Origin of the sequence: Helicobacter bilis (assembly GCF_001999985.1) — a bacterium.
GTDB lineage: Bacteria > Campylobacterota > Campylobacteria > Campylobacterales > Helicobacteraceae > Helicobacter_A > Helicobacter_A rappini.
In genome coordinates, this window is the sequence record NZ_CP019645.1 from 2,382,333 (window position 1) to 2,406,978 (window position 24,646).

General features: G+C 36.8%; 17 protein-coding genes, 2 tRNA genes and 2 rRNA genes. 12 read left to right on the plus strand and 9 right to left on the minus strand.

Annotated features, from left to right (window positions below; translation table 11 throughout):
* Window positions 1-158: 158 nt before the first annotated feature.
* From XJ32_RS10595 to XJ32_RS13035, 12 genes are all read left to right on the plus strand, one after another.
* Window positions 159-235, plus strand: a tRNA-Ile gene (locus XJ32_RS10595).
* A 90-nt stretch (window positions 236-325) separates the two neighbouring features.
* Window positions 326-401 (plus strand) — tRNA-Ala (locus XJ32_RS10600).
* A gap of 73 nt (window positions 402-474) precedes the next feature.
* Complete coding sequence (locus XJ32_RS10605) at window positions 475-1,296, plus strand: 2OG-Fe dioxygenase family protein (protein ID WP_077389652.1); 822 nt, start codon at window positions 475-477, stop codon at window positions 1,294-1,296.
* Window positions 1,293-1,628 carry an ACT domain-containing protein gene (locus XJ32_RS10610; protein ID WP_077389655.1) on the plus strand — a complete coding sequence of 112 codons (336 nt, stop codon included), beginning with the start codon at window positions 1,293-1,295 and terminating at the stop codon, window positions 1,626-1,628. The genes XJ32_RS10605 and XJ32_RS10610 overlap by 4 nt, the downstream gene beginning before the upstream one ends.
* Before the next feature lie 3 nt (window positions 1,629-1,631).
* Entirely contained in the window at window positions 1,632-2,246 is a 615-nt protein-coding gene (locus tag XJ32_RS10615) for a LysE/ArgO family amino acid transporter (protein ID WP_077389658.1), read from the plus strand.
* A 179-nt stretch (window positions 2,247-2,425) separates the two neighbouring features.
* Window positions 2,426-5,308 (plus strand): 23S ribosomal RNA (locus XJ32_RS10620).
* Window positions 5,309-5,896: 588 nt separating this feature from the next.
* A 5S ribosomal RNA gene (gene rrf / locus XJ32_RS10625) occupies window positions 5,897-6,012 on the plus strand.
* A 134-nt stretch (window positions 6,013-6,146) separates the two neighbouring features.
* Window positions 6,147-6,452 (plus strand): LysE/ArgO family amino acid transporter, encoded by a 306-nt coding sequence (locus XJ32_RS10630; protein WP_254422371.1) that lies wholly within the window; start codon window positions 6,147-6,149, stop codon window positions 6,450-6,452.
* Window positions 6,453-7,727: 1,275 nt separating this feature from the next.
* On the plus strand, window positions 7,728-8,759 hold the full coding sequence (locus XJ32_RS10635; RefSeq protein ID WP_077389661.1) for an ABC transporter permease: 1,032 nt from the start codon (window positions 7,728-7,730) through the stop codon (window positions 8,757-8,759).
* A 76-nt stretch (window positions 8,760-8,835) separates the two neighbouring features.
* Window positions 8,836-9,306, plus strand: coding sequence for an acetyl-CoA carboxylase biotin carboxyl carrier protein (gene accB / locus XJ32_RS10640; RefSeq protein ID WP_077389663.1), 471 nt, complete (start codon window positions 8,836-8,838; stop codon window positions 9,304-9,306).
* A gap of 9 nt (window positions 9,307-9,315) precedes the next feature.
* Window positions 9,316-10,728 (plus strand): acetyl-CoA carboxylase biotin carboxylase subunit, encoded by a 1,413-nt coding sequence (locus XJ32_RS10645; protein ID WP_034565353.1) that lies wholly within the window; start codon window positions 9,316-9,318, stop codon window positions 10,726-10,728.
* Between the two features lie 41 nt (window positions 10,729-10,769).
* The gene (locus XJ32_RS13035; protein WP_254422372.1) at window positions 10,770-10,919 is read left to right on the plus strand and encodes an IceA2 protein; all 150 of its coding nucleotides are present in this window, start codon (window positions 10,770-10,772) and stop codon (window positions 10,917-10,919) included.
* 549 nt (window positions 10,920-11,468) lie between these two features.
* Here the strand turns inward: XJ32_RS13035 and XJ32_RS10655 are convergent.
* From XJ32_RS10655 to XJ32_RS10695, 9 genes are all read right to left on the minus strand, one after another.
* Window positions 11,469-13,643: a TonB-dependent receptor domain-containing protein gene (locus XJ32_RS10655; RefSeq protein ID WP_254422373.1), complete on the minus strand. Its 2,175-nt coding sequence runs from the start codon at window positions 13,641-13,643 to the stop codon at window positions 11,469-11,471.
* A gap of 389 nt (window positions 13,644-14,032) precedes the next feature.
* Complete coding sequence (locus XJ32_RS10660; RefSeq protein WP_254422374.1) at window positions 14,033-18,097, minus strand: autotransporter outer membrane beta-barrel domain-containing protein; 4,065 nt, start codon at window positions 18,095-18,097, stop codon at window positions 14,033-14,035.
* Window positions 18,098-18,663: 566 nt separating this feature from the next.
* On the minus strand, window positions 18,664-19,464 hold the full coding sequence (gene tatC / locus XJ32_RS10665) for a twin-arginine translocase subunit TatC (RefSeq protein ID WP_077389669.1): 801 nt from the start codon (window positions 19,462-19,464) through the stop codon (window positions 18,664-18,666).
* A gap of 95 nt (window positions 19,465-19,559) precedes the next feature.
* On the minus strand, window positions 19,560-20,306 hold the full coding sequence (gene tatB, locus XJ32_RS10670; RefSeq protein ID WP_077389672.1) for a Sec-independent protein translocase protein TatB: 747 nt from the start codon (window positions 20,304-20,306) through the stop codon (window positions 19,560-19,562).
* Window positions 20,307-20,319: 13 nt separating this feature from the next.
* A complete protein-coding gene (gene motB, locus XJ32_RS10675) occupies window positions 20,320-21,087 on the minus strand; it encodes a flagellar motor protein MotB (RefSeq protein ID WP_005218539.1) in 768 nt (255 codons plus the stop codon).
* A 146-nt stretch (window positions 21,088-21,233) separates the two neighbouring features.
* Window positions 21,234-22,004: a flagellar motor stator protein MotA gene (gene motA / locus XJ32_RS10680; protein WP_004087095.1), complete on the minus strand. Its 771-nt coding sequence runs from the start codon at window positions 22,002-22,004 to the stop codon at window positions 21,234-21,236.
* 90 nt (window positions 22,005-22,094) lie between these two features.
* Window positions 22,095-22,877 (minus strand): HesA/MoeB/ThiF family protein, encoded by a 783-nt coding sequence (locus tag XJ32_RS10685; protein WP_005218542.1) that lies wholly within the window; start codon window positions 22,875-22,877, stop codon window positions 22,095-22,097.
* Window positions 22,878-22,895: 18 nt separating this feature from the next.
* A complete protein-coding gene (locus XJ32_RS10690) occupies window positions 22,896-23,501 on the minus strand; it encodes an MBL fold metallo-hydrolase (RefSeq protein WP_077389675.1) in 606 nt (201 codons plus the stop codon).
* 114 nt (window positions 23,502-23,615) lie between these two features.
* Window positions 23,616-24,575, minus strand: a complete 960-nt coding sequence (locus tag XJ32_RS10695) for a tetratricopeptide repeat protein (RefSeq protein WP_077389678.1) — start codon at window positions 24,573-24,575, stop codon at window positions 23,616-23,618.
* Window positions 24,576-24,646: the final 71 nt, after the last annotated feature.

Below are 24,646 nucleotides of genomic sequence, written 5' to 3' on the forward strand. Positions count from 1 at the left end.
TTTATAGTTGTATGCTATGTGGTAGTGATAGTTTGGCTATGATATTGCATCTTGCTTAGTTTTCAGAGATTATTTGCGTATTTTATAAATATTAAATATTGAAATCGAATTTATGTCATATTTTGCTATTGCTTTTAACTAGCTTTCTCTTTAGTAAAGGGCTTATAGCTCAGGTGGTTAGAGCGCACCCCTGATAAGGGTGAGGTCGGAGGTTCAAGTCCTCCTAAGCCCACCATAAATTATTCTTTTTAATGCTTTGTAGAGTGTTAGAAAATAACTAAAGTTGAATATGGAAACTAGATTCTAGTTTTACTATCATCGTTAGGGGGAATTAGCTCAGCTGGGAGAGCGCCTGCTTTGCACGCAGGAGGTCAGCGGTTCGATCCCGCTATTCTCCACCATGTGTTTTTAGTATTAAATTTAAAGCACTCTAAAGATAAAATTATTTTTTAGTGAGTGCGTGGAGACTTAGTTATGCTTTATTTGCCTTGTCCTATTTCTGTTGTAGATTCTATTGGTATGTGCTTAAATTTAAAGGCTATGCAGAATAAATTCTTAAATTATTATGCGGAATATCAAGATGATTTGTATTTGTTGCATAGAAATCGAATAGATTATATTAAGCAATTTGTGGAAATACCAAGTGATGATATTTATAATGATATATATTTTGATTTTTCTAGTCTTAATTTAGAAAATCATATCCTTACAAATGTTATCAATTTTAAGTCATATAGAAAGCGTTTAATTTCAAAGTATCTTGTAACCTTAGATAAGAATAGGATTGAAAGGGTTGATTCTGGCGTTTTTGCGCAAAGTTTAGCTCTTGTGGACGATGACTCTTTTGACTATAGAAAAATGGATAGAGTGTTTAAGGAGTTGCCTGATGCCTTGTTTGATGATGATTTAAGAAAGATTATATTTTTTGTTTTAAATAAAATTAGATCTTTTACTGGTTTTAGTAATTTTCAGCTCATTGTTCATCATACTTTTATTTTTTGTGAAAATGCTAATATTGCTACTAATTCTCCGGAAGGTGTGCATCAGGATGGCATGGATTTTATAATGTCTGCTTTTGTTGTGGAGAGAAAGAATGTTAAAGGTGCAAAAAGCATTATATATGGTGGGGATAAGAAAAATAAGCTTTTTGAATGCACATTAAAAGATGGTCAGGGAATCTTGCAGGCTGATTTAAATACAGATTTATGGCACGAAGTCACAGAAATTTCACAAATTGATTTAAATGAGATGGCTTATCGTTCCAGCATAGGTTTTGATGTAAAGGTTCTGCAATGAATTTAAAGCTTTGCAATGAGACTTTTATTATCAAAAGAGTGGATAAGAATCTTAAAATTAATTTGAACAATAATATTTTTTGTATCGTTAATGAATTTGATTGTTTAAGTTTAATTGAGTTTGCTTCAGAACATAATACAGATAAATTAAAATTTAGGGCGTTTTATATAGATAATATATTTGATTTTTCTCAAAGTGGAGTCTTGTTTGAAGTCTTAAAGCCCTTAAAGGAAAACAATATTAGCGTATTGGTGATATCTGCTTTTAGCAGAGATTATATTTTTGTTAATGAATTAGACTATGAAAACGCAAAGAATATACTAAAGGTTTAATTTATGGAGATTATTTTTTTTAAAGGTTTTTTGCTATCTCTTTCTTTGATTGTTGCTATTGGCGCTCAAAATATTTTTATCATAAAGCAGGCTATGCTTAAAAATCATATTTTTGCAGTGTGTTTGACTTGTTTTTTATGCGATGTGATTTTAATGTTTGTGGGAATCTTTGGAGTGGGAGAATTTTTGGCAAAAAATCGCATTCTAAATTTATGTATTGCGATTTTTGGAAGCATGTTTGTTTTTTATTATGGAATTGTTGCTTTGAAATCCGCTTTTTCTAAAGAATCTGTTGTTAATTTTTCTCAATCTAATCCTACATCACTTAAAAAAGCTGTTATGTTAACCTTGATGGTTACGCTTTTGAATCCCCATGTGTATTTGGATACTGTTTTTGTAGTAGGTGCTTCTGCTTTGATGTTTAATGTTGAAGAAAAGATGATTTTTGCGTGTGGGTCGCTTGGCGCATCTTGTTTGTGGTTTTTTTCTTTGGGATATAGTGCTTTAAAATTAAGCTCATTGCTTGTGAAAATGGCTAGAGTAATTGATGTGTTTGTTGCTTTAATCATGTTTTTTATATTTTTGTCATTAATTTCTTATATTTTAAGCTTATTTTAAGTTTATTATTATATAATTTCGTCTCCATTCTATTAATTACAAGACAGAATGATGTTTATTTGAAATTTTATTGTTAATAGCCTAAATAGTAATTAACTACAATTACGCGACATACTTGTCTTATTGGGGCAGAGTTTGATAAAAAACTCTTGCATTCAATAAGGCAGTATCCTTGGAAGTAAAAAGCTTTTAAGGGCAGATGGTGGATGCCTTGGGTGATAGAGGCGATGAAGGACGTACTAAGCTGCGATAAGCTATGGGGAGCTGCTAAGAAGCTTTGATCCATAGATTTCCGAATGGGGCAACCCAATACATAGAGATATGTATTACCTTTAATGGAGCGAACCTAGCGAAGTGAAACATCTCAGTAGCTAGAGGAAAAGAAATCAAACGAGATTCTCCTAGTAGCGGCGAGCGAACGGGGAAAAGGGCAAACCAGTAGCTTGCTACTGGGGTTGAGGACTGCAATATCCACTTGAATAATGTAGCAGAAGTGTTTGGAAAAACACATCATAGAGGGTGATAGTCCCGTATGCGAAATATTATTCATAGGTAGCAGGATCCAGAGTAGGCCAGGACACGTGAAATCCGGGCTGAAGCCGGGGAGACCACTCTCCAACCCTAAATACTACTATCACACCGATAGCGAACAAGTACCGTGAGGGAAAGGTGAAAAGAACCGCAGTGAGCGGAGTGAAATAGAACCTGAAACCATCTGCCTACAATCATTCGGAGCCCTATGATTTATCAGGGTGACGGACTGCCTTTTGCATAATGATCCTGCGAGTTGTGGTATCTGGCAAGGTTAAGCACACGCGAAGCCGTAGCGAAAGCGAGTCTGAAAGGGCGTTTAGTCAGATGCTGCAGACCCGAAGCCAAGTGATCTATCCATGGCCAAGTTGAAGCGAGTGTAATAGCTCGTGGAGGACTGAACTCGTACCCATTGAAACGGGTTGGGATGAGCTGTGGATAGGGGTGAAAGGCCAAACAAACTTGGTGATAGCTGGTTCTCTTCGAAATATATTTAGGTATAGCCTCAAGTGATAGTAATAGGGGGTAGAGCTCTGATTGGGCTAGGGCTGCTCACCGCGGTACCAACCCCTGTCAAACTGCAAATACCTATTACCGTATCTTGGGAGTCAGGCGGTGGGTGATAAAATCAATCGTCAAAAGGGGAACAACCCAGACTACCAACTAAGGTCCCAAAGTTCTATTCTAAGTGGAAAATGATGTGAAGTTACTCAGACAACCAGGAGGTTGGCTTAGAAGCAGCCATCCTTTAAAGAAAGCGTAACAGCTCACTGGTCTAGTGATTTTGCGCAGAAAATATAACGGGGCTAAGATAGACACCGAAGTTGTAGATTGTGCTGATGCACAGTGGTAGAAGAGCGTTCGTATCAGCGTTGAAGGCATACCGGTAAGGAGTGCTGGAGCGATGCGAAGTGAGCATGCAGGAATGAGTAGCGATAAAAGTGGTGAGAATCCACTTCGCCGAAAGTCTAAGGTTTCCTACGCGATGCTCGTCATCGTAGGGTTAGTCGGGTCCTAAGACAAGTCAGAAATGGGTAGTCGATGGAAAATGGGTTAATATTCCCATACCAACATTAGTGTGCGATGGGGGGACGCATAGGGCTAAGTAGCGTTAGCTGATGGAAGTGCTAATTTAAAAGCGTAGATTGAGAGATAGGTAAATCCGCTCTTGTATTCGAAACTTGAATAGCTTGTTGCGATCTTCGGATCAAGATGAGTGCTACTGACGCCGTCGTGCCAAGAAAAGCCTCTAAGTTTAGCTAATGTTGCCCGTACCGCAAACCGACACAGGTAGATGAGATGAGTATTCTAAGGCGCGTGAAAGAACTCTGGTTAAGGAACTCTGCAAACTAGCACCGTAAGTTCGCGATAAGGTGTGCCTAAGTAATTAGGTCTCAGCAAAGAGTCCCTCCCGACTGTTTACCAAAAACACAGCACTTTGCAAACTCGTAAGAGGAAGTATAAGGTGTGACGCCTGCCCGGTGCTCGAAGGTTAAGAGGATTCGTTAGACGCAAGTCGAAGCGTTGAATTGAAGCCCGAGTAAACGGCGGCCGTAACTATAACGGTCCTAAGGTAGCGAAATTCCTTGTCGGTTAAATACCGACCTGCATGAATGGCGTAACGAGATGGGAGCTGTCTCAACCAGGGATTCAGTGAAATTGTAGTGGAGGTGAAAATTCCTCCTACCCGCGGCAAGACGGCAAGACCCCGTGGACCTTTACTACAGCTTGGCACTGCCGATGGGAGCATTATGCGCAGGATAGGTGGGAGGCTTTGAAGTCTTCACTCTGGTGGAGATGGAGCCATCCTTGAGATACCACCCTTAATGTTTCTGTCTGCTAACTGGCTAGAGTTATCCTCTAGCAGGACAATGCCTGGTGGGTAGTTTGACTGGGGCGGTCGCCTCCTAAAAAGTAACGGAGGCTTGCAAAGGTTGGCTCATTGCGGTTGGAAATCGCAAGTAGAGTGTAATGGCATAAGCCAGCCTGACTGTAAGACAAACAAGTCGAGCAGAGACGAAAGTCGGTCATAGTGATCCGGTGATTCTGTGTGGAAGGGTCATCGCTCAAAGGATAAAAGGTACCCCGGGGATAACAGGCTGATCTCCCCCAAGAGCTCACATCGACGGGGAGGTTTGGCACCTCGATGTCGGCTCATCGCATCCTGGGGCTGGAGCAGGTCCCAAGGGTATGGCTGTTCGCCATTTAAAGCGGTACGCGAGCTGGGTTCAGAACGTCGTGAGACAGTTCGGTCCCTATCTGCCGTGGGCGTAGGAAAGTTGAGGAGAGCTGTCCCTAGTACGAGAGGACCGGGATGGACACGCCACTGGTGTAAGAGTTGTTCTGCCAAGAGCATCGCTCTGTAGCTACGCGTGGATGTGATAACCGCTGAAAGCATCTAAGCGGGAAGCCAACTCCAAGATTAACTTTCCCTGAAGGTCGCAGCAAGACTAGCTGCTTGATAGGGTAGGTGTGTAAGCATAGTAATATGTTCAGCTGACTACTACTAATAGACCGTTTGGCTTTTTATATAAGGATTACTGCCTTATTGAGTGCAAGATTCTAAAAGCTTTTACAGAATCTGCTTTAATAAGAGAGAAGTAAGAAGCGTAATTGATATAGTGAGTTACTAAATACAAAAGAATAACATTGAGACTTTATGTATTGAATAGATTCTTAGTGGTTGTGCTAGCAAAATGTTTTTTTATGCTAATGCAATTATGTTAGAAAATGCGGTAGTGTAAGCAGTGTAAAATCACTTGTGTGGCTATTAACACCATTTACCCTATAAGGAAAATGGAAATAAGGACAAAAGAAAAGTTTCTTTAAGAGTTTTAAGCTATGTAGAAAATGCTTTTAAATGCTTGGTTGTAGAATCTTAGTCGGTGTGGGTTGAGATTCTAGCTTGAGAGTTTAGTATTCATCTCTTTTTTGTTTGTTTCTATGAAGTTTGATTGTAATGAGCTTAATTTAAAAAGATAGGTTTAAGACAGATTCAAACATAAAAACAAACATGGCATAGAGCTTGGAGCTTGTGTAAGTTTTTAGGGCTATCAAGCTTTACTTTTTTAAATTGTAGAGCTTTAGCTTATTAATCAATTTGTCTTTATTTCCCTTTTCCTTGTGTCTATAGAGAGAAGGCAACACCCAGCTCCATTCCGAACCTGGCAGTTAAGCTTCTCTTCGCCGATGATACTGCACCTTTCAGGTGTGGGAATGTAGGTCGATGCAGGGATAGGGAAATTTTAAATTCTTCTTATAATTATTTTTTAGCTACTTTTTTATTTTCTTTCTTTTTGGATTTTTTTGTTGTTGTGTTTGCCTTTCAATGTATTTGTAATAAGATGATAGAATTAATAGGGTAGGTTTATGGAGATTTTCCTAAAAGGTTTTCTTTTATCTCTTTCGCTTATTGTTGCTATTGGGGCACAAAACGCTTTTATTATTAAGCAGGGCGTAACTCGTAATTATGTTTTTGTGGTGAGTGGAATCTGCTTTATCTGCGATGTGATTCTAATGGGACTTGGGATTTTTGGGGTAGGGGAGTTTTTAGCGAAAAATAAAGTTTTAAACTTGCATCGCATCTGCTGGGATTTTATTTGTTGTGTATTATGGCTTTATTTCTTTAAAATCCGCATTTTTTCAAGATTACACTTTACAACTCTCAACCTCTAATCCCCTATCACTTAAAAAGACGATATTATTAGCCTTTAATGGTATATTTGCTTTAATATAAAATTATACGCTTTGTCAAGTGGTATTGATAGTGAAGTGGGGATTTAAAACGGGTTAAAAATGATTTAATGTCTCATTGGCTTTTGTTAGAATGGCTAATGAGACCGATAATACCACAAAGCATGGTGAACTATAAGACAAGTTCAACGCTATATAAGAGAAAATAATATCCGATGAGGCACTTTAATTGCTAATTGAACAAGGCTTAATAATGTCATAAATTAATCCTAATGATAAACAGGCAATACATGATTATGAAATGCTATTAAAAGATATGAAAAGGAATTCTAATTCTTAAATCAAATGAAAATAGAATTTACATATAAATACAAACATGATAGCAATTAGGATAATGGCGGGTTCAAGGAACCGGGGCAACAAATATAGAGAACGGAGAGCAAGCAATGCTAACCAATACTTAAGTCTTATGATTTTTTGTCGTATGTATATGTGCGTATGTAAGTATTTATGTGTGCTTTGATTGCGTTGTGACGTGTTTGGATTTACTTAGCCCTATGTAATATAAACATTATGGCTTTGTTTAATGATAAGACTGCAGGTGTGTGTTATGTTTGGCTCCAGTATGTAAAGCCAATCATATTTTTAAATATTTTAATACCCTTTGTGTTTAGAATGCGTCTTTTAAGCTTTTACTTGTTGGTAATGCCGTATAAAGTTTTATTGAGTTTGTATCAAGTTTTTAATGATTTTGTAATGCTTTGTAAGGTAAAAGAGTGATTATGTTTATGCAATACTCTACATGAAATGTTAAATGCAATTGCTATTTTAAGTTATAATGCAAGGGTGTTTTACAGGAAAAAAGAGACGAACTTGCAAACTTATTCATGCAATACGAGAAGGTTAAGGTTTTTTTAGATAAGCGTTTTTTCCACAACTTTAATACATCAATTAAAATATATTTCATAAATGTTAATATAACACGAATATTCATGACTATGATTCAATAACTGCTTTACCAAGTATTTAATCTCAAATTTGCTTAGTGTTTAGGGTTAGGGTTTTGGAGTTAATTTTGTAACGCCAGGCACACATAAAGTTTAAAACCCATATTAAAAATTATTCCGTATTATTTTAGAAATACGAATTCTTTATGAATTCAAACTCTAATATCCAAAAAACTTTTATTCCTGAAAATCTTTATTTATATTTCATTATATAATATACTTCTACATTATTCACCACAAAAGGCATATTATGCAATACAGCAACAGCAAAACACCATCATTACTTTTTATGCGTTGGCGTTCATTTTACGCACATAAAATGGCTAGATTCTCGCTTTTTTGTTTTATTTTTATCTTTATTATGAGTTTATTCGCACCATTTTTAGCAAATGATAAGCCCTTACTTATTTATAAAAACAATTCGTTTTATTTTCCTATTTTTATAGATTATAGTGAAGTTGAATTTGGCGGGGATTTTTATACGACACCAGATTATAAAGACCCATATGTTAGGAATCTTTTTGCAAATGATTTGATACTTTATCCTTTGATAGAATATGCTGCTGATAGTATCGACTGGGATCTAAAAGGCATACCGCCTACACCACCAAACAGGGAGCATATTTTAGGGACTGATGATCAAGGCAGAGATGTTTGTGCGAGATTATTATATGGCTTACGCACTTCACTGCTTTTTGGGATAATTTTGAGTGTGTGTAGCGTGTGTATTGGCGTTCTTATCGGTGGTATGCAGGGCTATTATGGTGGGCTTATTGATTTATTTGGGCAGAGGGCTTTAGAGATTTGGAGTGGTATGCCGACACTATTTGTGATTATTATTGTATCAAGCTTTATACTGCCGACATTTTGGATTATTTTGGGTATTGTGCTGCTTTTTAGCTGGACTAGTATTGTGGGTGTGGTGCGTGCGGAGTTTTTAAGGGCAAGGACACAGGATTATGTTAAGGCTTCAAAGGTTTTGGGCTTTAGTGATTTACATATTATGTTTGTGCATATTCTGCCTAATGCTTTAATTGCGACTATTACTTATTTGCCTTTTATTACTATCGGTAGTATTACGACACTTGCTACGCTTGATTTTTTAGGCTTTGGTATGCCACTTGGGAGTGCAAGTTTAGGGGAGCTACTCAATCAAGGTAAAAATAATATACAAGCACCACATTTGGGTATAGCTGGATTTCTTGTTATGTCTATTGTGCTATCTTTGCTTGTATTTATTGGAGAGGGGGTAAGGGTAGCTTTTAGTGAGAGTAAGCATTAAAATATAGAGATTCTCAAAAACTTTACAAGTTTATGTTATCATAAACGATTATTATTTTACATTTGAAGGATTTCATATGAAATTATCCGAGATAAAGGAACTCATCCAGCTCTTTAATGATTCAGATCTTGCTTCACTTCGCTTGGAGCAAGAAAACTTTCTGCTAAAACTAAATAAAGAAGGTAAAAAGCTAAAAGCAGACAAAGTTATCCAGCAAGTAGCACAAGCCACACCCGCACAAAAGATAGAAGTTGCACCTGCAACACAAACAATAGAATCTAGTCCAAAACCTGCAAATGCAAATAATGCTGATTTTATCACTTCTCCTATGGTAGGCACATTTTACCGCTCACCAAGCCCGGGTGCAGCACCTTATGTAAGTGTGGGTGATACGATCAAAAAAGGACAGACAATAGGCATTGTTGAGGCGATGAAGATTATGAATGAGATTGAAGCAGAGTTTGACTGCAAGATCGTAGAGATAGAGGTAAATGACGCACAGCCTGTTGAGTATGGCACAAAGCTTGTTATGGTTGAGAGAATCTAGGGGTATCTTATGGGTAATGCAAAGACAACAGAGAGTAAGCAGCAAGACACAAATGAAAATAGTGGCGTTGTAAAAAAGAAATTGCAACGCATTCTTATCGCAAATCGTGGTGAGATTGCCCTGCGTGCTATACGCACGATTCAAGAGATGGGAAAACAAGCTATTGCGATACACTCTATCGCTGATAAAGATACACATTATCTTGAAGTAGCCGATGCGAAAGTGTGTATTGGTGGGGAAAAAAGCAGTGAAAGCTATCTCAATATCCCAGCGATTATGAGTGCAGCGGATTTATTTGAAGCAGATGCGATATTTCCCGGATATGGCTTTTTGAGTGAGAATCAAAACTTTGTTGAGATTTGCGAACATCATAATATTGAGTTTATCGGTCCTAGCAAAGAAGTAATGATGATAATGAGTGATAAATCAAAGGCAAAAGACTGCATGAAAGAAGCAGGTGTGCCTGTGATTGTAGGGAGTGATGGGGCATTAAAAAGCTATAAAGAAGCCTTAGAGGTAGCGGATAAAATCGGCTATCCTGTCATACTCAAAGCCGCAGCAGGTGGTGGTGGCAGGGGTATGCGTGTCGTGCCTGATAAAGGGCTTTTAAAGAATCTATATTTAGCTGCTGAAAGCGAGGCATTAAGTGCATTTGGCGATGGCACAATTTATATGGAAAAGTTTATCAATAAGCCAAAGCATATTGAAGTGCAGATTCTAGCTGATAAGCATGGCAATGTCGTGCATATTGGCGAGAGAGATTGCTCTATGCAGAGACGACAGCAAAAATTGATTGAAGAGACTCCTGCAGTTGTCTTAAGTGATGAGGTAAGGAAGAATTTGCTTGATACCGCCATTAAAGCCGCCAAGCATATTAAATATGTAGGTGCAGGGACTTTTGAATTTCTACTAGATTCTAATAATAAAGATTTTTACTTTATGGAGATGAATACGCGTTTGCAAGTCGAACACACCGTGAGTGAGATGGTAAGCGGACTTGATTTGGTAGAGTGGATGATACGCATAGCAGAAGGCGAGAAGCTACCTAGTCAAGATTCTATTACATTTAAAGGGCATAGCATAGAGTGCAGAATCACAGCAGAAGATCCAGAGAAGTTTTATCCATGCCCGGGTAAAATCACAGAGTGGATTGCCCCGGGTGGTGCGAATGTAAGGCTTGATACACATGCTTATGGTGGCTATGTCGTGCCTATGTTTTATGATTCTATGATTGGCAAACTCATTGTGTGGGGTGCGACACGACAAGAAGCTATAAAACGCATGAAACGCGCCCTAAAAGAGTTTAAAATCGCAGGGATTAAAACGACTATTCCATTCCACATAAAGATGATGGATAATAAAGACTTTGAAGATTCCAGAATCTATACAAAATACTTAGAGACGGAATATAAACTTGGCTAGATTCCATTCTGTAATGATTAGTAACGAATAGGGAGTTGGAAATGGCATATATCGTAAAAGTCGAACAAGGCAAAGCAAAAATATATGATGGTGGATCTTATAAAAGATCGGTCGGGTCAAATGTAATTGCATGTGATTGTGATGATGAGTGGGTGGCATGTGTAGAGAAAAAATGTAGTCAAGCAGTATAGTATAAGTGGATCTTATAAAAGGACATACCCCGATAGAGATGCTGTAGGTGTAAATGTGGGCGGTGGTAGCATTGCTATAAGACTTGTTAATGGCAAAGTAAAAGAAATATAAATCTTCTAGTGGCTCTTATGTCAAGAGTTATTAACCTAACAAATATATTTTGGAATCTTTTGTGAGCAAATGATTTATCTATGTGATAGGTTCAGTTTTGGTAGTTGGGATTTAATGTTTTTTCGTGTTGCATTTGCTTTTCATGTGAGTTATGATTATGTTGCATAAGGTGTAGGCATAACTTAAAGTGAAGTTTATGAGTCTATATTCAAATGTAGTTTAACTTTCTGTGATGAACCTTATATTAAATAACCAATTTCTCACAATCCTTTGCCATCCCATGTCTTTTTGATTTAGATAAAACACAAGAGATATTTATGACACATATTAAGTTGTGGGCTACTATTGGATAGAGTGTTGTAATTCCAAAAACTCGCCCTGACTTGTCAAAATGCTAAGAAATCTAAATCCTGCTAAAATATTAAAAATCAGTTCCGTTAAAACCTATATCTCACTTCAAAGCGATAGTCTGTGCCGGGTTCATATAAAGCCGTGCGGATTTTATTAATAGCTTCATTTGCACTATTATCTGCTTCAACTTTTAGTGGCGAAGTAGGATCCATATAATAAGCGTTAAAAACATTTAAAATGCTAAATCGCAAAGTAAGCTTGTCTTTGCCAAGCGGATAGTAATTCACATATAAATCTGACACACTATACCCATCTTTACCAATGTCTTCAAACTGCTTTTGATAGATATTATAGCCTATTGTGCCTTTCTTAAAGCCTGTCGCACATCGAGTAACCCAAGCTATATCAAACATATCCGCATCATATCGCAATCCAACCATAAAGGTATAACCCCAAGTCGCCCCAAGCTCGTAAGTATCAGCAAGTAATGCCCCCTTGCCCTCACCTCCAGCAGTAAGCCAATTTCTAGCTACACCTAAATCAAGTGTGAATCTATCATAATAAAACGCCGAGCCAATCTCAAAGCCGTAATTAATAAGTGGAAAGTTTAGATTCTCTCTTACCCCTTGTCTTGTGCCACCCCCTGTTGCACCTTTTGCATAGCTATTAATAAAGTTTAGAATATTTCCTGCATACACTGCAAATTTAAAACTCATAAAGTCATTTACATAATCAAGTGTGATTTCACCATGATTTGAGTATTCTGATTTGAGATTTGGGCTTATCTCCACTTTTGTATCACGCAAAAGTGTCGCATCGCCGGGCATTGCCCCTCTTGTGCTGAAAGCATACTTTGCACTGATATCAAACCCATCAATCACACTATAAGTAAGCACGGTGCTAGGGCTTACCCCGCCCGTGAAATGATCCTGTTTATTCTTATCAAAATAGTAGTAAAAATCCGCCCTGCTACCATAACCCCAAGTAAGATTGTCTAGAATCTGCCAGCTATCCTGCACAAATCCACCATAGATATATGCCTCTTCCCTGCCTCTATTATGTTTTAAATTAGTTTGATTTTTTTCACTATCTTGCATATTATCATCACGCACACTCATACCTTGAAAGTCAAAGCCATATTCAAACAAATGATCTTCATTTAGCTGATTGCTTAGTCTTGCATTTGCACCATAGTTATCAAGCACGATAGCACGAGATGAACTTTCATCATGATCATGTCCGCCAGTCCCGCCACCACTACCATGATTGTGATCTTCTGTAAAAAGTGGTGTGAGATTCACATTCTTTGCATTGTGATATGCGGCAAGTTTTATAGAAGTGCCGCCATGCTCTGGTTTGTATTCATAGTTTGCAGTAAAGCTTTGATTTTGATTCTTATGTCGAAATAAATGATCTGCAAAATGCTCCCCTGCCACATCGCCGACATTTGATCGAAACGGGCGAGTCGCATCATCATTTATCACACTATAACCAACCGAAAACCTTTGATTAGAATCTACTTGTCCCCCAACTTTTAAAAGCACATTCGTTTGCATTGAGTTACTGCCTAGCACGGGGTTATTCATCGTGAGAAAGTTTTTATAAGTATGCTTTGCATCGCGATAATTTAGCACATTTTGATGATTTATACTTGCCAAAATGCCTACATCACTAAAAAGCCGACTATATACATTAAGATTTGCCTTATAGCCTAAGTTTGTAAAAAAGCCTGTGCCAATTTCAGCACCAAACTTCTCCCCAGCTTTTAAAAAATCACTCGCATCTTTTGTCTCAAAGGCAATAGACCCAGCAAGCCCACCCGGTCCGCTACTCGCATCGCTTACGCCCTTGCTTACCACCACTCTTTTTAACAACGATGGATCAACCATAACATTGCCTTGATGATGAAAGGCATTGCCATTTTGTGCCGCCCCATCAAGCGTTACTCTCATCATAAAGCTCTCAAACCCTCGCACATAAATCTTTTGTCCCATATTCGCACCACCACCCACAGCAATGCTAGGATCTTTTTTGAAAATGTCTCTAAGATTTAGGGCTTGTGTCTTTTCCAAATCATCAGCAGTGATGAAAGTCTTTGTGCTTGTTTCATAGCCTTTTAGCTTACTTGTCGTAGTAACGGCGTTTAGCTTGTAAGATTCTGTATTGTCTTCTTGCGGTGTGTTAGAATCTAGTGCATAGCTTAAGGTTTGAGCTACACAACATATCGCCACACCCGCAAGTATCTTGCGTGTTTGTAACATGTTTATCCTTAACTTGAAATAATATTTATACAAGCAATATATAAAAATTACAATAAGCTTTATATGTTGTGTATGCTTTACATTGAAATATCACTTTGCTTTGGAGAAATGGATAAAGCTAAGTAGTATTATGTGCGGAGAATTATAGCGAAAAAAGTTTTAATAATTTAAATGATAGGTTAATAAATGGTTTTAATTATCATAAACAGAATCTAAAAAGAGTAACTTCATCACACTTAGATTCTATAACTTAATTCTAAGCCATGAAATAAATTAGAGGATTAAAGGAGTATGGGAGTCTAGAATCTAAAACTTAGATTCTAGACCTTTATGAGTTGGTGCAGGGGTGCAAATAGAGGTCTAGTCTCTAAAGCAAAACAATCCTAGCTTTAAAACACAACCCTACCACCAATATTAAATCCTAAGCCAAAGTTTTTATCAAATACACTGCTTTGTAAGCTCAAACTTCCATTTAAATACCATCTACCAAAGCTATATTCTCCACCACCTGTAAGGAATACATAAGACTTATAGCCTTGAGCTTTATATCTCATATTAAAGTTATTTACAGAATCACCTATATTGCCTATACTTGTAGTTGTAGTCCCACTAGAATCTACATTATTTTGTAAAATGATTGCATCTTGTTTTAATTGTGCGACTATAAAGATATAGCTTTGATTTGCAAAGTATTTACGACCATCTATGCCTATATTTACACTTATAGTTTGTCTTATATTATCATCTGTATTCATAGCAAATATAGGTTTCGTATTATCATCTCTTTTAAAATTAGTTGAGCCTAATACATAATACGATAATCCTGCAAAAGGTTTTACTATATAGCCCTTTTTCATTAAAAAGGCATAACCATAAGTTGCATTTAACTCTACATTAGAAAGAGTATAAGCATATCCATCACCAAAGAGATTAAGTAAATCAAAGTTAGGAATTTGTGATCCTTGTCTCTCGTTTGTAAAGCTAAAGGCAGTATTAAGCGTTACATCTATCTCATGGTTTTCAATGAAAGTCCTTGTATAGATTCCAGCAAACACATTATTTGAGTTATTTGAAGTAAAGCCATTATTATTTCCATTAAATGTGCCATAGCCATAACCACCATACGCACCAAATGCAGTTTGGAGTTTATCTACAAAATAATCATATCCTGCATTAAAGCCATAAAGTTGGGCTGTCCCTGTTTTTGAGAAGTTAAGATTCCCTAGCATATTAACCCAAGCATGATTTGGATATTCTTCTCTATTATTAAATCTCATGATTAAATCTGCTAAGGTATCAAACCATACTTCATTTGAATTGTTATCAGTTGTTATATCACTTTGTATATCTGTTACTCCATTGTTTGCATTTTGTGTGTTTTGCATAGCATATTGTGTATTATTTTGCACCCCATGCCCTATGTCCGTTTGTATATCTGTTGCCCCTTTAGGATTTGAGCTACTTGCTAGAGTAGCTACACTGCTTCTATAAACTGCATTACTATTTGTATTACCACTTACTATATTATTAATAGCTGCTATTCTTGTGTTTGTATTAGAATCTAGACTTGCTAGTTTTAGTTTCTCTGCTTCCCTCAACGCTGCTTCTAAATTCTTTTGATAGTTCTGCATAGCAATATAGCTACTAGCACTCCCATGAATGCTAGCTACTCTTGCTAGACGATTTAGCTTTGCACTCTCCATTGATAGTGTAAGTGTATGAAGTGTTGATGCTTTATTCTCTAGGTTTGAGACATGATCTATTGCTGTATCTAGAGTCCTTCCTACTTCTAGGAAATAATCTAGATTTCTTGAAGCAGCTAGAGTTTGGTCTAGGTTTATTAAAAACACAAGTGAAGATTTATCATCATAGAATAGATTTTTTAGAATCTCATAGCTATTTGCACTCTCTTTTTTAATAGCATTTATCCATGAGTTATTCCCACCTGCTTCCATATACAAGGCACAATCAAATGTGCTAGATTCTGCATTACATAAAGGCTTTTCTGTATTGCCTTCTATAAAGTTATTAATATCTACTTTATTGATTTTAAAGCCTATCTCTTTATCTGTTACCACTTTTTCTATATCGATATATTTACCATCTATGCTACCACCTTTATAAGTGAGTGAAAAGCTATTTTTCATCTTTTGCTGTGCGTAGTCATAGCCTCTGTCTGCTTCAGTAGCATTCTTATCATTACCAAAGCCGCAATAACCATCTTTCTTGCATTCTTCTTGTTTATCTTGCTGGCTTGGCTTTTGTATGAGATTGCCTTCATTATCAGTAGAGCCTATGCCATTTTCTACTACATTGCCATTAGAATCTGTTTGGGCTTTATCCATATCCCATGGATTATCTTTGCCATTTGTTGTGAAGTCGGTTTCTTGTTTTGTATTGCCATTGCTTCCTGTTTGGCAGTTATTGTTCTTGCAACCGCTGTTGCCGTCTTTATGTGTTGTGCTTATGGTTGTTTTATCTTTGTCTTTTTCAAAAGTAGTCGTATAATCCCCTTGTGTGTAGGTGTAGCTTATGGATTCTGCTGTGATTAATTTGTATTCTACACCTTTGTCGCCTTTGTTATTAAGCTGACTGCTTATACTTGCTAAAGTCTTAGAATCTGCTATATCTGCTTGTAATGCCCCTGTGCTTCCGGGTGATATATCAAGTGTTGCTTTGCCTTTGATATTCATACTTGCATTTTTTATTTCATTATTAGAATCATTTGGATTTGCTTGAATGCTAAAAAGGATTTTACCTTTGTTATTAAAGTTTCCTGTTACTTCTATATGTCCATTTGCTCCCATATCTATTGTATTGTAGTTATTGAGATTACCTGTGAGATAGAGTGTCGGTTTATTTCCATCTACAAAGCCATCATCTATGAGAATCTTTCCATAGTTATTTAATGCACCTTTTGTGAGTTCGGTTTGCTCTATTAAGATATTACCACCATTTGCAACTTGCCCTGTGCTATTTTGAATATTCTCATTTGTCATAATATCTGGTAAGACTAGATAATGTTTGCCATCACTTGTTGTGATATATGTGCCACTTGCGTTTTTGTAGTCTTCTGCTTTAGTGCCATTATTGTTTGCACCGCCGTTTGATTCGGCTTTTTTAATGATTTCAGCTATTTCACTCCCACTCATATTTTTTAAATCTTTAGAATCTATGCCAACATTTAGGTATTTGTCAAATTCCTGTTTTATCTCTTCACTGCCATTTAGCTCAATTTTCATAACACCACTATGCTTACTTGAGTCTTTTAAGTGTAAAAGCTCATTGACATTTAGGGCGTTAGCCGTGATTTTTGAAGCGCCGTTTGTGATAGCAGTTTGCCCTTTTTGTGAAACTATTGTATTAAAGATTCCATTTTTAATATTAACTTCAGCTTCTTTGATTTTCATTTCATTAACATTGACATGCTTAATCTCACCCATACGCACAAATGAAGTCGGTCTCGCATCGATGAAGTTAAAGTTTAGAATCTCACCCCCACCAGTGAATCTAATATCTGCTCCATCTGAAGTATGACTTGTGCCTATTTCCATTGAGAGATTATTGATGAAGCTTTTACCGATATTTGTATCTATTACAGAGTGGGAATTGCTTTTCCACACGGTAAGGTTATTGATGTGAAAATTATTCGCCTTTAATGTGCCTGTGCGTATGTAAAAACTATCAATAAAGGTTTTACCAGTTACTTGACTTAAATCAAGTGTGGAGTTACTCCCAGCCGTTGGCAAACCTATGGCTTCTATGTTGCCGCCGTAAAAATTATCACCTTTTACCGTTACAAAGTTTCCTGCTCGAATACCACCTTCACTTCCATTACCCCCTGCAGTCTTTTTGATTACGACATCTTTACCTTCAAGTGTGATTGTCCCACCGCAACTATCTGTGATACAAATGTCTTCTGCAAAAGCGAGATTATCAACTACTATTTTATCCGCGTTTCCATTCATTCCCTTTATGTTAATGTGCTGCTGTTTTCTACCTGTGAGATTTGTTACATTTACTTCTTTTGCTTGTATTTCAATATGCCCTTGTGAACCATCTATCCCATCATCATTAAAGAACACTTCGTTAATAGTAAGTTTATTATCGGCTTTTATATGTAGCCAACTCCCACCTGTGTAGTTTTTATGATGAATTTTATCTATAGAGACATTTTGTGCTCCTTTTACTTCCAACTCTGCTGAATAGCCTTTGCCAAAAAACTTCCAATTATTTGTTATCCAGCCAATACTTACATAACCATGTCCTGAATTGTTGGTTATTGTAAGTTTTCTATTTTGTTCTCCAAAAATTGTATCGGCACCCTCGAAGCTAATACTATCAACTTTTATGCCGTTATAATCACAAGTCGTACTATTATCGTTTATAGTGTAAGAACTACTACAATGTCCATTAGCATATGACATTTGACTAAGTAAAATAGCACTTAGCACAAAAGCCCTTCCTTTTAAAATCCCCCAATTTGTCCCACTCATAGTATATAGCTCACTTCTACTAAAGTTAATTACTTGCAGTTGCAAATAAAATAATGAAGCCATTCTAACAAAAAAAAAAAAACAAATTCAAGCAAATTTTATAAAAAGTAGGTAAAAGTTACGAGTTTTATAGAATCTGTGTGGATTTTGTATAGATTTTACACTTTTTTGATATGTTGTAGTGATTTGAGAGATTGCGTTGTGCGGTTTCTGGAATCTTGTCATGTTGAGTTGAAAAAAGATATTTCGACTTCGTCTCAATATGACAAAAATGGGTTTTATATTAGATTTTTCGCTACGCTCAAAATGACAAATGATACTAGATTCTATGCTTAGATGTTTCGCTTTGCTCAACATGACAAGTATTTGAGTTAAGAAAAGATGTTTCGCTATCGCTCAACATGACAAGGTGGATTCAGTATGAATGGATTTTATTCTTAAAAAAGAAATCTTGTTTTATTTGGTATGAATAAATGGAGTTAAAAAACTAGATTAAGCTAGGGGTTTTAAAACTAGCTATTCAATCAAGGTTTTAACTGCTCTTCTATCTGTGCTTGTATCTCATCTTTGCGAGTTTGCTTTGTGTTATCTGGTGGCAGGGCTTCTTCTTTTTTCTCTGGATTCACAAACTTAAGAATAATAATGGCAACACCATATAGCACAACCATAGGCACGGCAAGTAGTAGCTGCGAAATGACATCCGGGGGCGTTACAATCGCTGCGATTACAAAGATAGCTACAACTGCGTAGCGGAATGATCGCTTCAGCGTATTATCTGTGATAAGCCCAATTTTACCTAAGAAAAAAGCCATAACAGGCAATTCAAACACAAAACCAAAAGCAAGCATAATGCGAATAAAAAATGATAGATATTCATCACTTGCAATGTTTGCTTCAACGACTTCATTACCAAAGGCAAGCACATAGCGAATGATAAGTGGAAATACGACTTGATAACAAAAAAATAGCCCCAAGCCAAACATAAAACTACCAAAAAATACAAAGGGTAAAATAAGCTTTTTTTCGTGCTTGTATAAGCCCGGTGCAACAAAAAGCCATAACTGCCAAAATACAATCGGCACAGAAATTACAAATGCTGCAAAAAAGCTGACTTTAATGGCTACAAAAAGGTATTCTGCTGGGGCTACTTGTATAAGTTTGCCTTTGATACCACTGCTAAAAGCGTGTGAAATTGGCGTTTGCACCCATGTAAAAATCTCTTCATGGAAACTAAAACAAGCTACAAAGCAAATCACAACACTTAAGAGAGAAAGCATAAGTCGCTTTCTCAAGTCTTGCAAATGTGGTCTCAACTCCTCAAACATATCTATACCCCAAATGTTTTATGATTTTATAGAATCTTTTTGTATGGCTTGTGATTTTAGATGAGATTCTATAATAGGTTGTAGTTAGAACAAAATTAAGCATGATTTGCCTTATTTGCAGATTCTGTTTTTTCTGTGCTTTGTGCGGGATTAGAATCTAACTTATTATCATTTTGAATTTTTGAAAAAGGTGAAGAATCTTGTTGAGATTCCATGCTAGATATTTCGCTACGCTCAGTATGATAGTTTATTGTAGCTAGATTTCTATTCGCTTCTTTGGTGGCGGGATTTAGGTTGTAATTTTTAGAATCTAGATTCTCTACCAAATCTGGGTGGGTGCAGGGTTTAGGGTGCGTTATCTTAGAATCTAGATTCTCTCCATTTTGTTGCGTCCTAAACTCCATATCCCACCCAAGTGGATTAGAATCTAGATTATTTATAGAATCTGCATGATTTGTTGTTAGATTTTCATTATTAGTGCTTGTAGATTCTGTATTATTTGTCTGTGTGTCAAGCTGGATTGGCTTTGGATTGTAGTCTTTAAATAAATGCTGCACATCATTTATGCCCTTTTGCATATCCTTTTGTATGTCATCTACATTGAGTTCTTTGCTAATATCTACGCTTTGTTCTAGCTTATCTTTATAGGCTTGTGCCTCTTTTTTAATCTCTGCTAGATTTACTTCTCTATCAAGTGTGTCTTTTGCATCTTGCATGGTCCTTTTTACAACACGCACAAATTTTGCCATTTCAATCAGTGCATTTGGCAACTTATCAGGTCCTAGCACAATAATGGCAACTATCACTATAAGGATAATTTCACCGATTCCAAATCCTAGCAAGCATGCCCCTTTGCTATTGCTGCATATCTTCTAATACGCCTTGCACTTCATGGACAGAAGTTTTTGTTGTCGCAAAGAATACTTCAACGCGATTGTTTGCACGGCGATTGACTTCACTTGTATTTGGCACGATAGGATTATACTGCCCATAGGAAGTGAAAGAAAGTCTAGCAGGATCGACACCCCTACTCATTAGGTATTCCATAACATTTGATGCTCTAGCGGCTGCAAGCTCGTAGTTATTACGATAGCCTGCCGGGCTTGAATTATCCGTATAACCCCTAATATTTATCGTAACTTCTGGTGGCATTTTTGCAATCGCTGTTGCAAGTAGATCAAGCTCTGTTTTTCTGTCTTGATTCACAAGCTCTGCAGTGCCGGGCTCAAATAGAATGTCTGAAGGAAGTCTTAGAGTCGTTCCTTGCTCGATTTGCTCTAACAAACCACCATCTTGTATAAGGTTTGATAACTGCGTGATAGTTACAACCGTTGTTGGTGCATTAAGGTTTGTAGAAGTATTTTTTAGCGTATCTTTTGTTTCCTGTCTAACGGTTCCGGGGTCTGGTGGGATAATCATTACAGGCATAGTGCGTTCTGGCATAGGCGTTGCGTCAAAAATGGTAATAAATGCTTCAGTAACTGCCTTTACCCTTGAAGTATTAGCCGCTGAAATCGCATAAAGCGCAATAAAAAGTGCGAGTAGCAGTGAAAGGAAGTCCGCATAAGGAACAGCCCATTTCTCTCCCGCTGGACATTCTTCACATTTACATTTCTTTGCCATTGTTTATATCCTTAAATTCTATTACATTGAAATTATTGCATACTAAATATGTATAGCTTTTAGATTCTAAAGTTTTATAGAATCTAGCCACATATTCAACATGCCTTTTGCGATATATCTTTTTGTATTGTATGTAGCATTACATACTATTCAAATTGTGATATTTTTGGCTCACCCGGTGGGATAAATCCTAAAAGTTTCGCTTCTAGGTTTCTTGGGTTATCTCCATTTGCAATGCCTACAACCGCTTCTAATATCATTACTTTTTCGATGATGATATCATGTGATTTTGCCTTCATTTTTTGACCAAATGGACCAAAGATCGCATACGCACCCATAATCCCTGTAACAGTCGCCGTAAATGCACCACCGATACCAGCCGCCATAGCCGCCGGATTATCAAGTAGCGTAAGCGCAAGGATAAGACCGCACACCGCACCAACAAGCCCCATCGTAGGACATGTCTCACCAAACTGAATCCAATAGTGTGCCGCACTATGATAGTAATGCTCTAGCTGCTCGATTTGAATCTCCATATCTTCACGCACATCTTTTGCTTCGCGTCCATCAATAATCATTGACATTGCTTCTCGTGTGAAGTCATCTTCTAGTTGCGATACTCTTGATTCAAGTGTTAGAAGTCCATTTTTACGCGCTTCTGAGCTAAACTCTACCATTTGCCTAATGGTATTATTCATATTTACCTTTGGATTCACAAAAACGATTTTTAATTCCTTAAATGCCGCTTTTACCGCATGTGCGTGTGTGGCTGTCATCGCACACATCGCCGCAGTCGGAATCACGATGATAACAGAGCTTAAATGCACTAGATGAACAGGGTTTCCGCCCTCTAGTATATCCCCAACAGAAAGGCTTGTAATCGCCAAAATAATACCTAAAATACTCGTTAAATCCATACCTATCCTCTCTTCACAATTAGATTTGAATTAAGCAAATTATATACCATGCTTTGTGGTTTCTTGTCTATCGACTGATTTCTCTTTTTGTCATTCATGATAAGCCTTTAACTCTTTAATGCCATTTTCTTTAGAGCATACGCGACAATCAGCATTTTTATGAATTGCTACTTTTCTAAAATTCATCGTTTTAATATCCATGGTTAATAGCGTATTTGTGAGTAATTCACCAAGATTTAGAACATATTTAATCGCTTCACTTGCTTGTATGCAGCCAATAATGCCCGGAACTACGCCAAAAAGTCCTGCACGAAATATAGCATTTAGCTCTTTTGCGGGCGGCTCATCAAAAGCACATGCAAAACATGCGCTTTCATGTGGTAAAATCGTCATAGTTTGCCCACGATATTTTAAAACACCTGCATGGCTAAAAGGCTTATTAAGCAACACACACGCATCGTTGATAAGAAATTTACCTGCGAAATTATCAGTAGCATCAACAATAAAGTCATAATTTTGCATAATCGGCATGGCGTTATTTGTTGTGAGTTTTTCAAAATAAGTGTCAATTCTTATATTTGGATTGAGATTTTTCATCTTTATTTGTGCTGATGTAATCTTTGCTTTGCCTATATCTGAAGTCGCATGTATGATTTGCCTTTGTAAATTACTCACTTCTACAATATCATAATCTAATATGCCAATGCGACCTATACCAGCGGCTGCCAAATACAAACATACAGGTGAGCCTAACCCACCAGCACCAATCACTAATACCTTTGCATTACTAAGCTTTTTTTGCCCTTCTTCACCGACATCTTCAAGCATTAAATGTCTTAGATAACGCTCTTTTAATACTTCTTCTTTTTCCATACTATCCTACTCTAAACTTTATGCAATATACTTTATCCATGCGGGTATATTGCGAGATTCTGCAAATACTGAAGTGTCTCCACCATGTCCGGGGTGTATAGGTAAGTCTTCTTTGATTTGCAAGAATCTTTCTAAAGATTCTCTCATATCATTGCTATTTGAATATGGAAAATCATATCGACCAATACTTCTTTGAAAGATAAAATCGCCGCTAAAAATATGCCCACACACTTCTATAATACTACAACCGGGTGTATGACCGGGAAAATGCCAATAAGTTACATTAATGCCATTTATATTGAGACTCTTAGAATCTTTATCATTTTCTATATATATATCCGCCCTGCATGGTGTTAATCCCAAGTTAAAACAATCAGATTCTAACATAAAGGAATCTTGAATGGGGCAATACACTTTTGCCTTTGTTTGCTCTTGTAGCTTGGCGGTATCCCAAATATGATCAAAATGCCCGTGTGTGATAAGGATTGCTTGTAGATTTTTTGTGTTTTTTAATACCCATTCAGTTGCATTAAAGCCGGGATCTACTACAAACTCAAAATCATCAAATTGCAATATATAGGCATTTGTTTGATATTCTCCAAACGCACATTTTTGAATCTTCATACCATAACCTTTTACAAAAAGATTCTATAATTAACTAAACTTCACAAAAATCATAAATAAAGGGCTTATTTTATCACAAACTTCTTTAAGTCTTAATAAAAATCTTGCAAGATGTTACTGCATTTTCTTGCGTTTATTTGCAAGTTTTGCAAGGTAGGTGCAAGCATCAGCATTTTGCAAATAACATGCTTTTGTGTAATATTGCATAGCATTTGCTACATCTTCATTTACATCTTGTGTAACGCCCCTTTCATAGATTATCCCAAGATTAAGACATGCTGCGGGATAATCGCCGCCACACGCTTGATTGAAATAATGAATCGCCTGTGCGTAATCGCTTGTAGTTTTTGCATAGTTATAACGCAAAACACCAAGATTAAAACATGCTACATTATCTCCCATATTACAACTTCTGCCATAATAATTTTGTGCTTGCATTAGATTTGTGCTTTGCCCGTTTTTATCCTCAAGATTCCCACTATATATAACGCCTAGATTCTGACATGCTTCCTTATTCCCAGCTTTACATGACTTTGCGTAAAGCTCCATTGCCCTATTATTTTCTATCCTTGCATTTTCTTCTTCTTTCTTCTCTTTTTCTCTTTCTGCCTTTGTGCTATGCTCGTAGAATGCAAGGTTATTACACGCATCATAATTGCCACCATTACATGCTTTTGTATAGAATGCCATCATCGCGTTATAATACTCTGCCTTTTTTCTTTTTCGCTCCGAGCGAGAAAATCTTTTATCAGAATCTAGGCTATCAAGCAATTTTCCCTGCACAATCCCAGCCGATAAACATGCGATATAGTTATCTTGCTCACACAGCCTTGCAAAGATAGGCAGGGCTGCTTCTAAATTGCCCCTTTTGTAGAGATTATATGCAGAATCATAATCAGCTTGTGCGTTATATTGATCATCATAATATGAGTTTTGGTATGAGTTTTGTCCATAAAAATTTGGCTTATAATAAGAGTTGCTTTGCCCCCAGTAGCTTTTTGCATGCAATATTCCAATATGCAAGATTCCAAAAAGCGATATAATGGCAAATACCATAAAGGACTTTTTCATCATATTTACTCCCAAACAATTGATTTTTATATGAAATTATATTAGTATTTCATGGTTTTAGAGAAAAACTTTGC

Bases quoted from the DNA above. Each gene is read 5' to 3' on its own strand.
- XJ32_RS10645 (WP_034565353.1), top strand. From the start codon at position 9,316: ATGGGTAATGCAAAGACAACAGAGAGTAAGCAGCAAGACACAAATGAA.
- XJ32_RS10615 (WP_077389658.1), top strand. From the start codon at position 1,632: ATGGAGATTATTTTTTTTAAAGGTTTTTTGCTATCTCTTTCTTTGATT.
- XJ32_RS10655 (WP_254422373.1), bottom strand. From the start codon at position 13,643: ATGTTACAAACACGCAAGATACTTGCGGGTGTGGCGATATGTTGTGTA.
- XJ32_RS10610 (WP_077389655.1), top strand. From the start codon at position 1,293: ATGAATTTAAAGCTTTGCAATGAGACTTTTATTATCAAAAGAGTGGAT.
- XJ32_RS10695 (WP_077389678.1), bottom strand. From the start codon at position 24,575: ATGATGAAAAAGTCCTTTATGGTATTTGCCATTATATCGCTTTTTGGA.
- XJ32_RS10635 (WP_077389661.1), top strand. From the start codon at position 7,728: ATGCAATACAGCAACAGCAAAACACCATCATTACTTTTTATGCGTTGG.
- XJ32_RS13035 (WP_254422372.1), top strand. From the start codon at position 10,770: ATGGCATATATCGTAAAAGTCGAACAAGGCAAAGCAAAAATATATGAT.
- accB (WP_077389663.1), top strand. From the start codon at position 8,836: ATGAAATTATCCGAGATAAAGGAACTCATCCAGCTCTTTAATGATTCA.
- XJ32_RS10690 (WP_077389675.1), bottom strand. From the start codon at position 23,501: ATGAAGATTCAAAAATGTGCGTTTGGAGAATATCAAACAAATGCCTAT.
- XJ32_RS10630 (WP_254422371.1), top strand. From the start codon at position 6,147: ATGGAGATTTTCCTAAAAGGTTTTCTTTTATCTCTTTCGCTTATTGTT.
- XJ32_RS10685 (WP_005218542.1), bottom strand. From the start codon at position 22,877: ATGGAAAAAGAAGAAGTATTAAAAGAGCGTTATCTAAGACATTTAATG.
- motB (WP_005218539.1), bottom strand. From the start codon at position 21,087: ATGGCAAAGAAATGTAAATGTGAAGAATGTCCAGCGGGAGAGAAATGG.
- tatC (WP_077389669.1), bottom strand. From the start codon at position 19,464: ATGTTTGAGGAGTTGAGACCACATTTGCAAGACTTGAGAAAGCGACTT.
- motA (WP_004087095.1), bottom strand. From the start codon at position 22,004: ATGGATTTAACGAGTATTTTAGGTATTATTTTGGCGATTACAAGCCTT.
- XJ32_RS10605 (WP_077389652.1), top strand. From the start codon at position 475: ATGCTTTATTTGCCTTGTCCTATTTCTGTTGTAGATTCTATTGGTATG.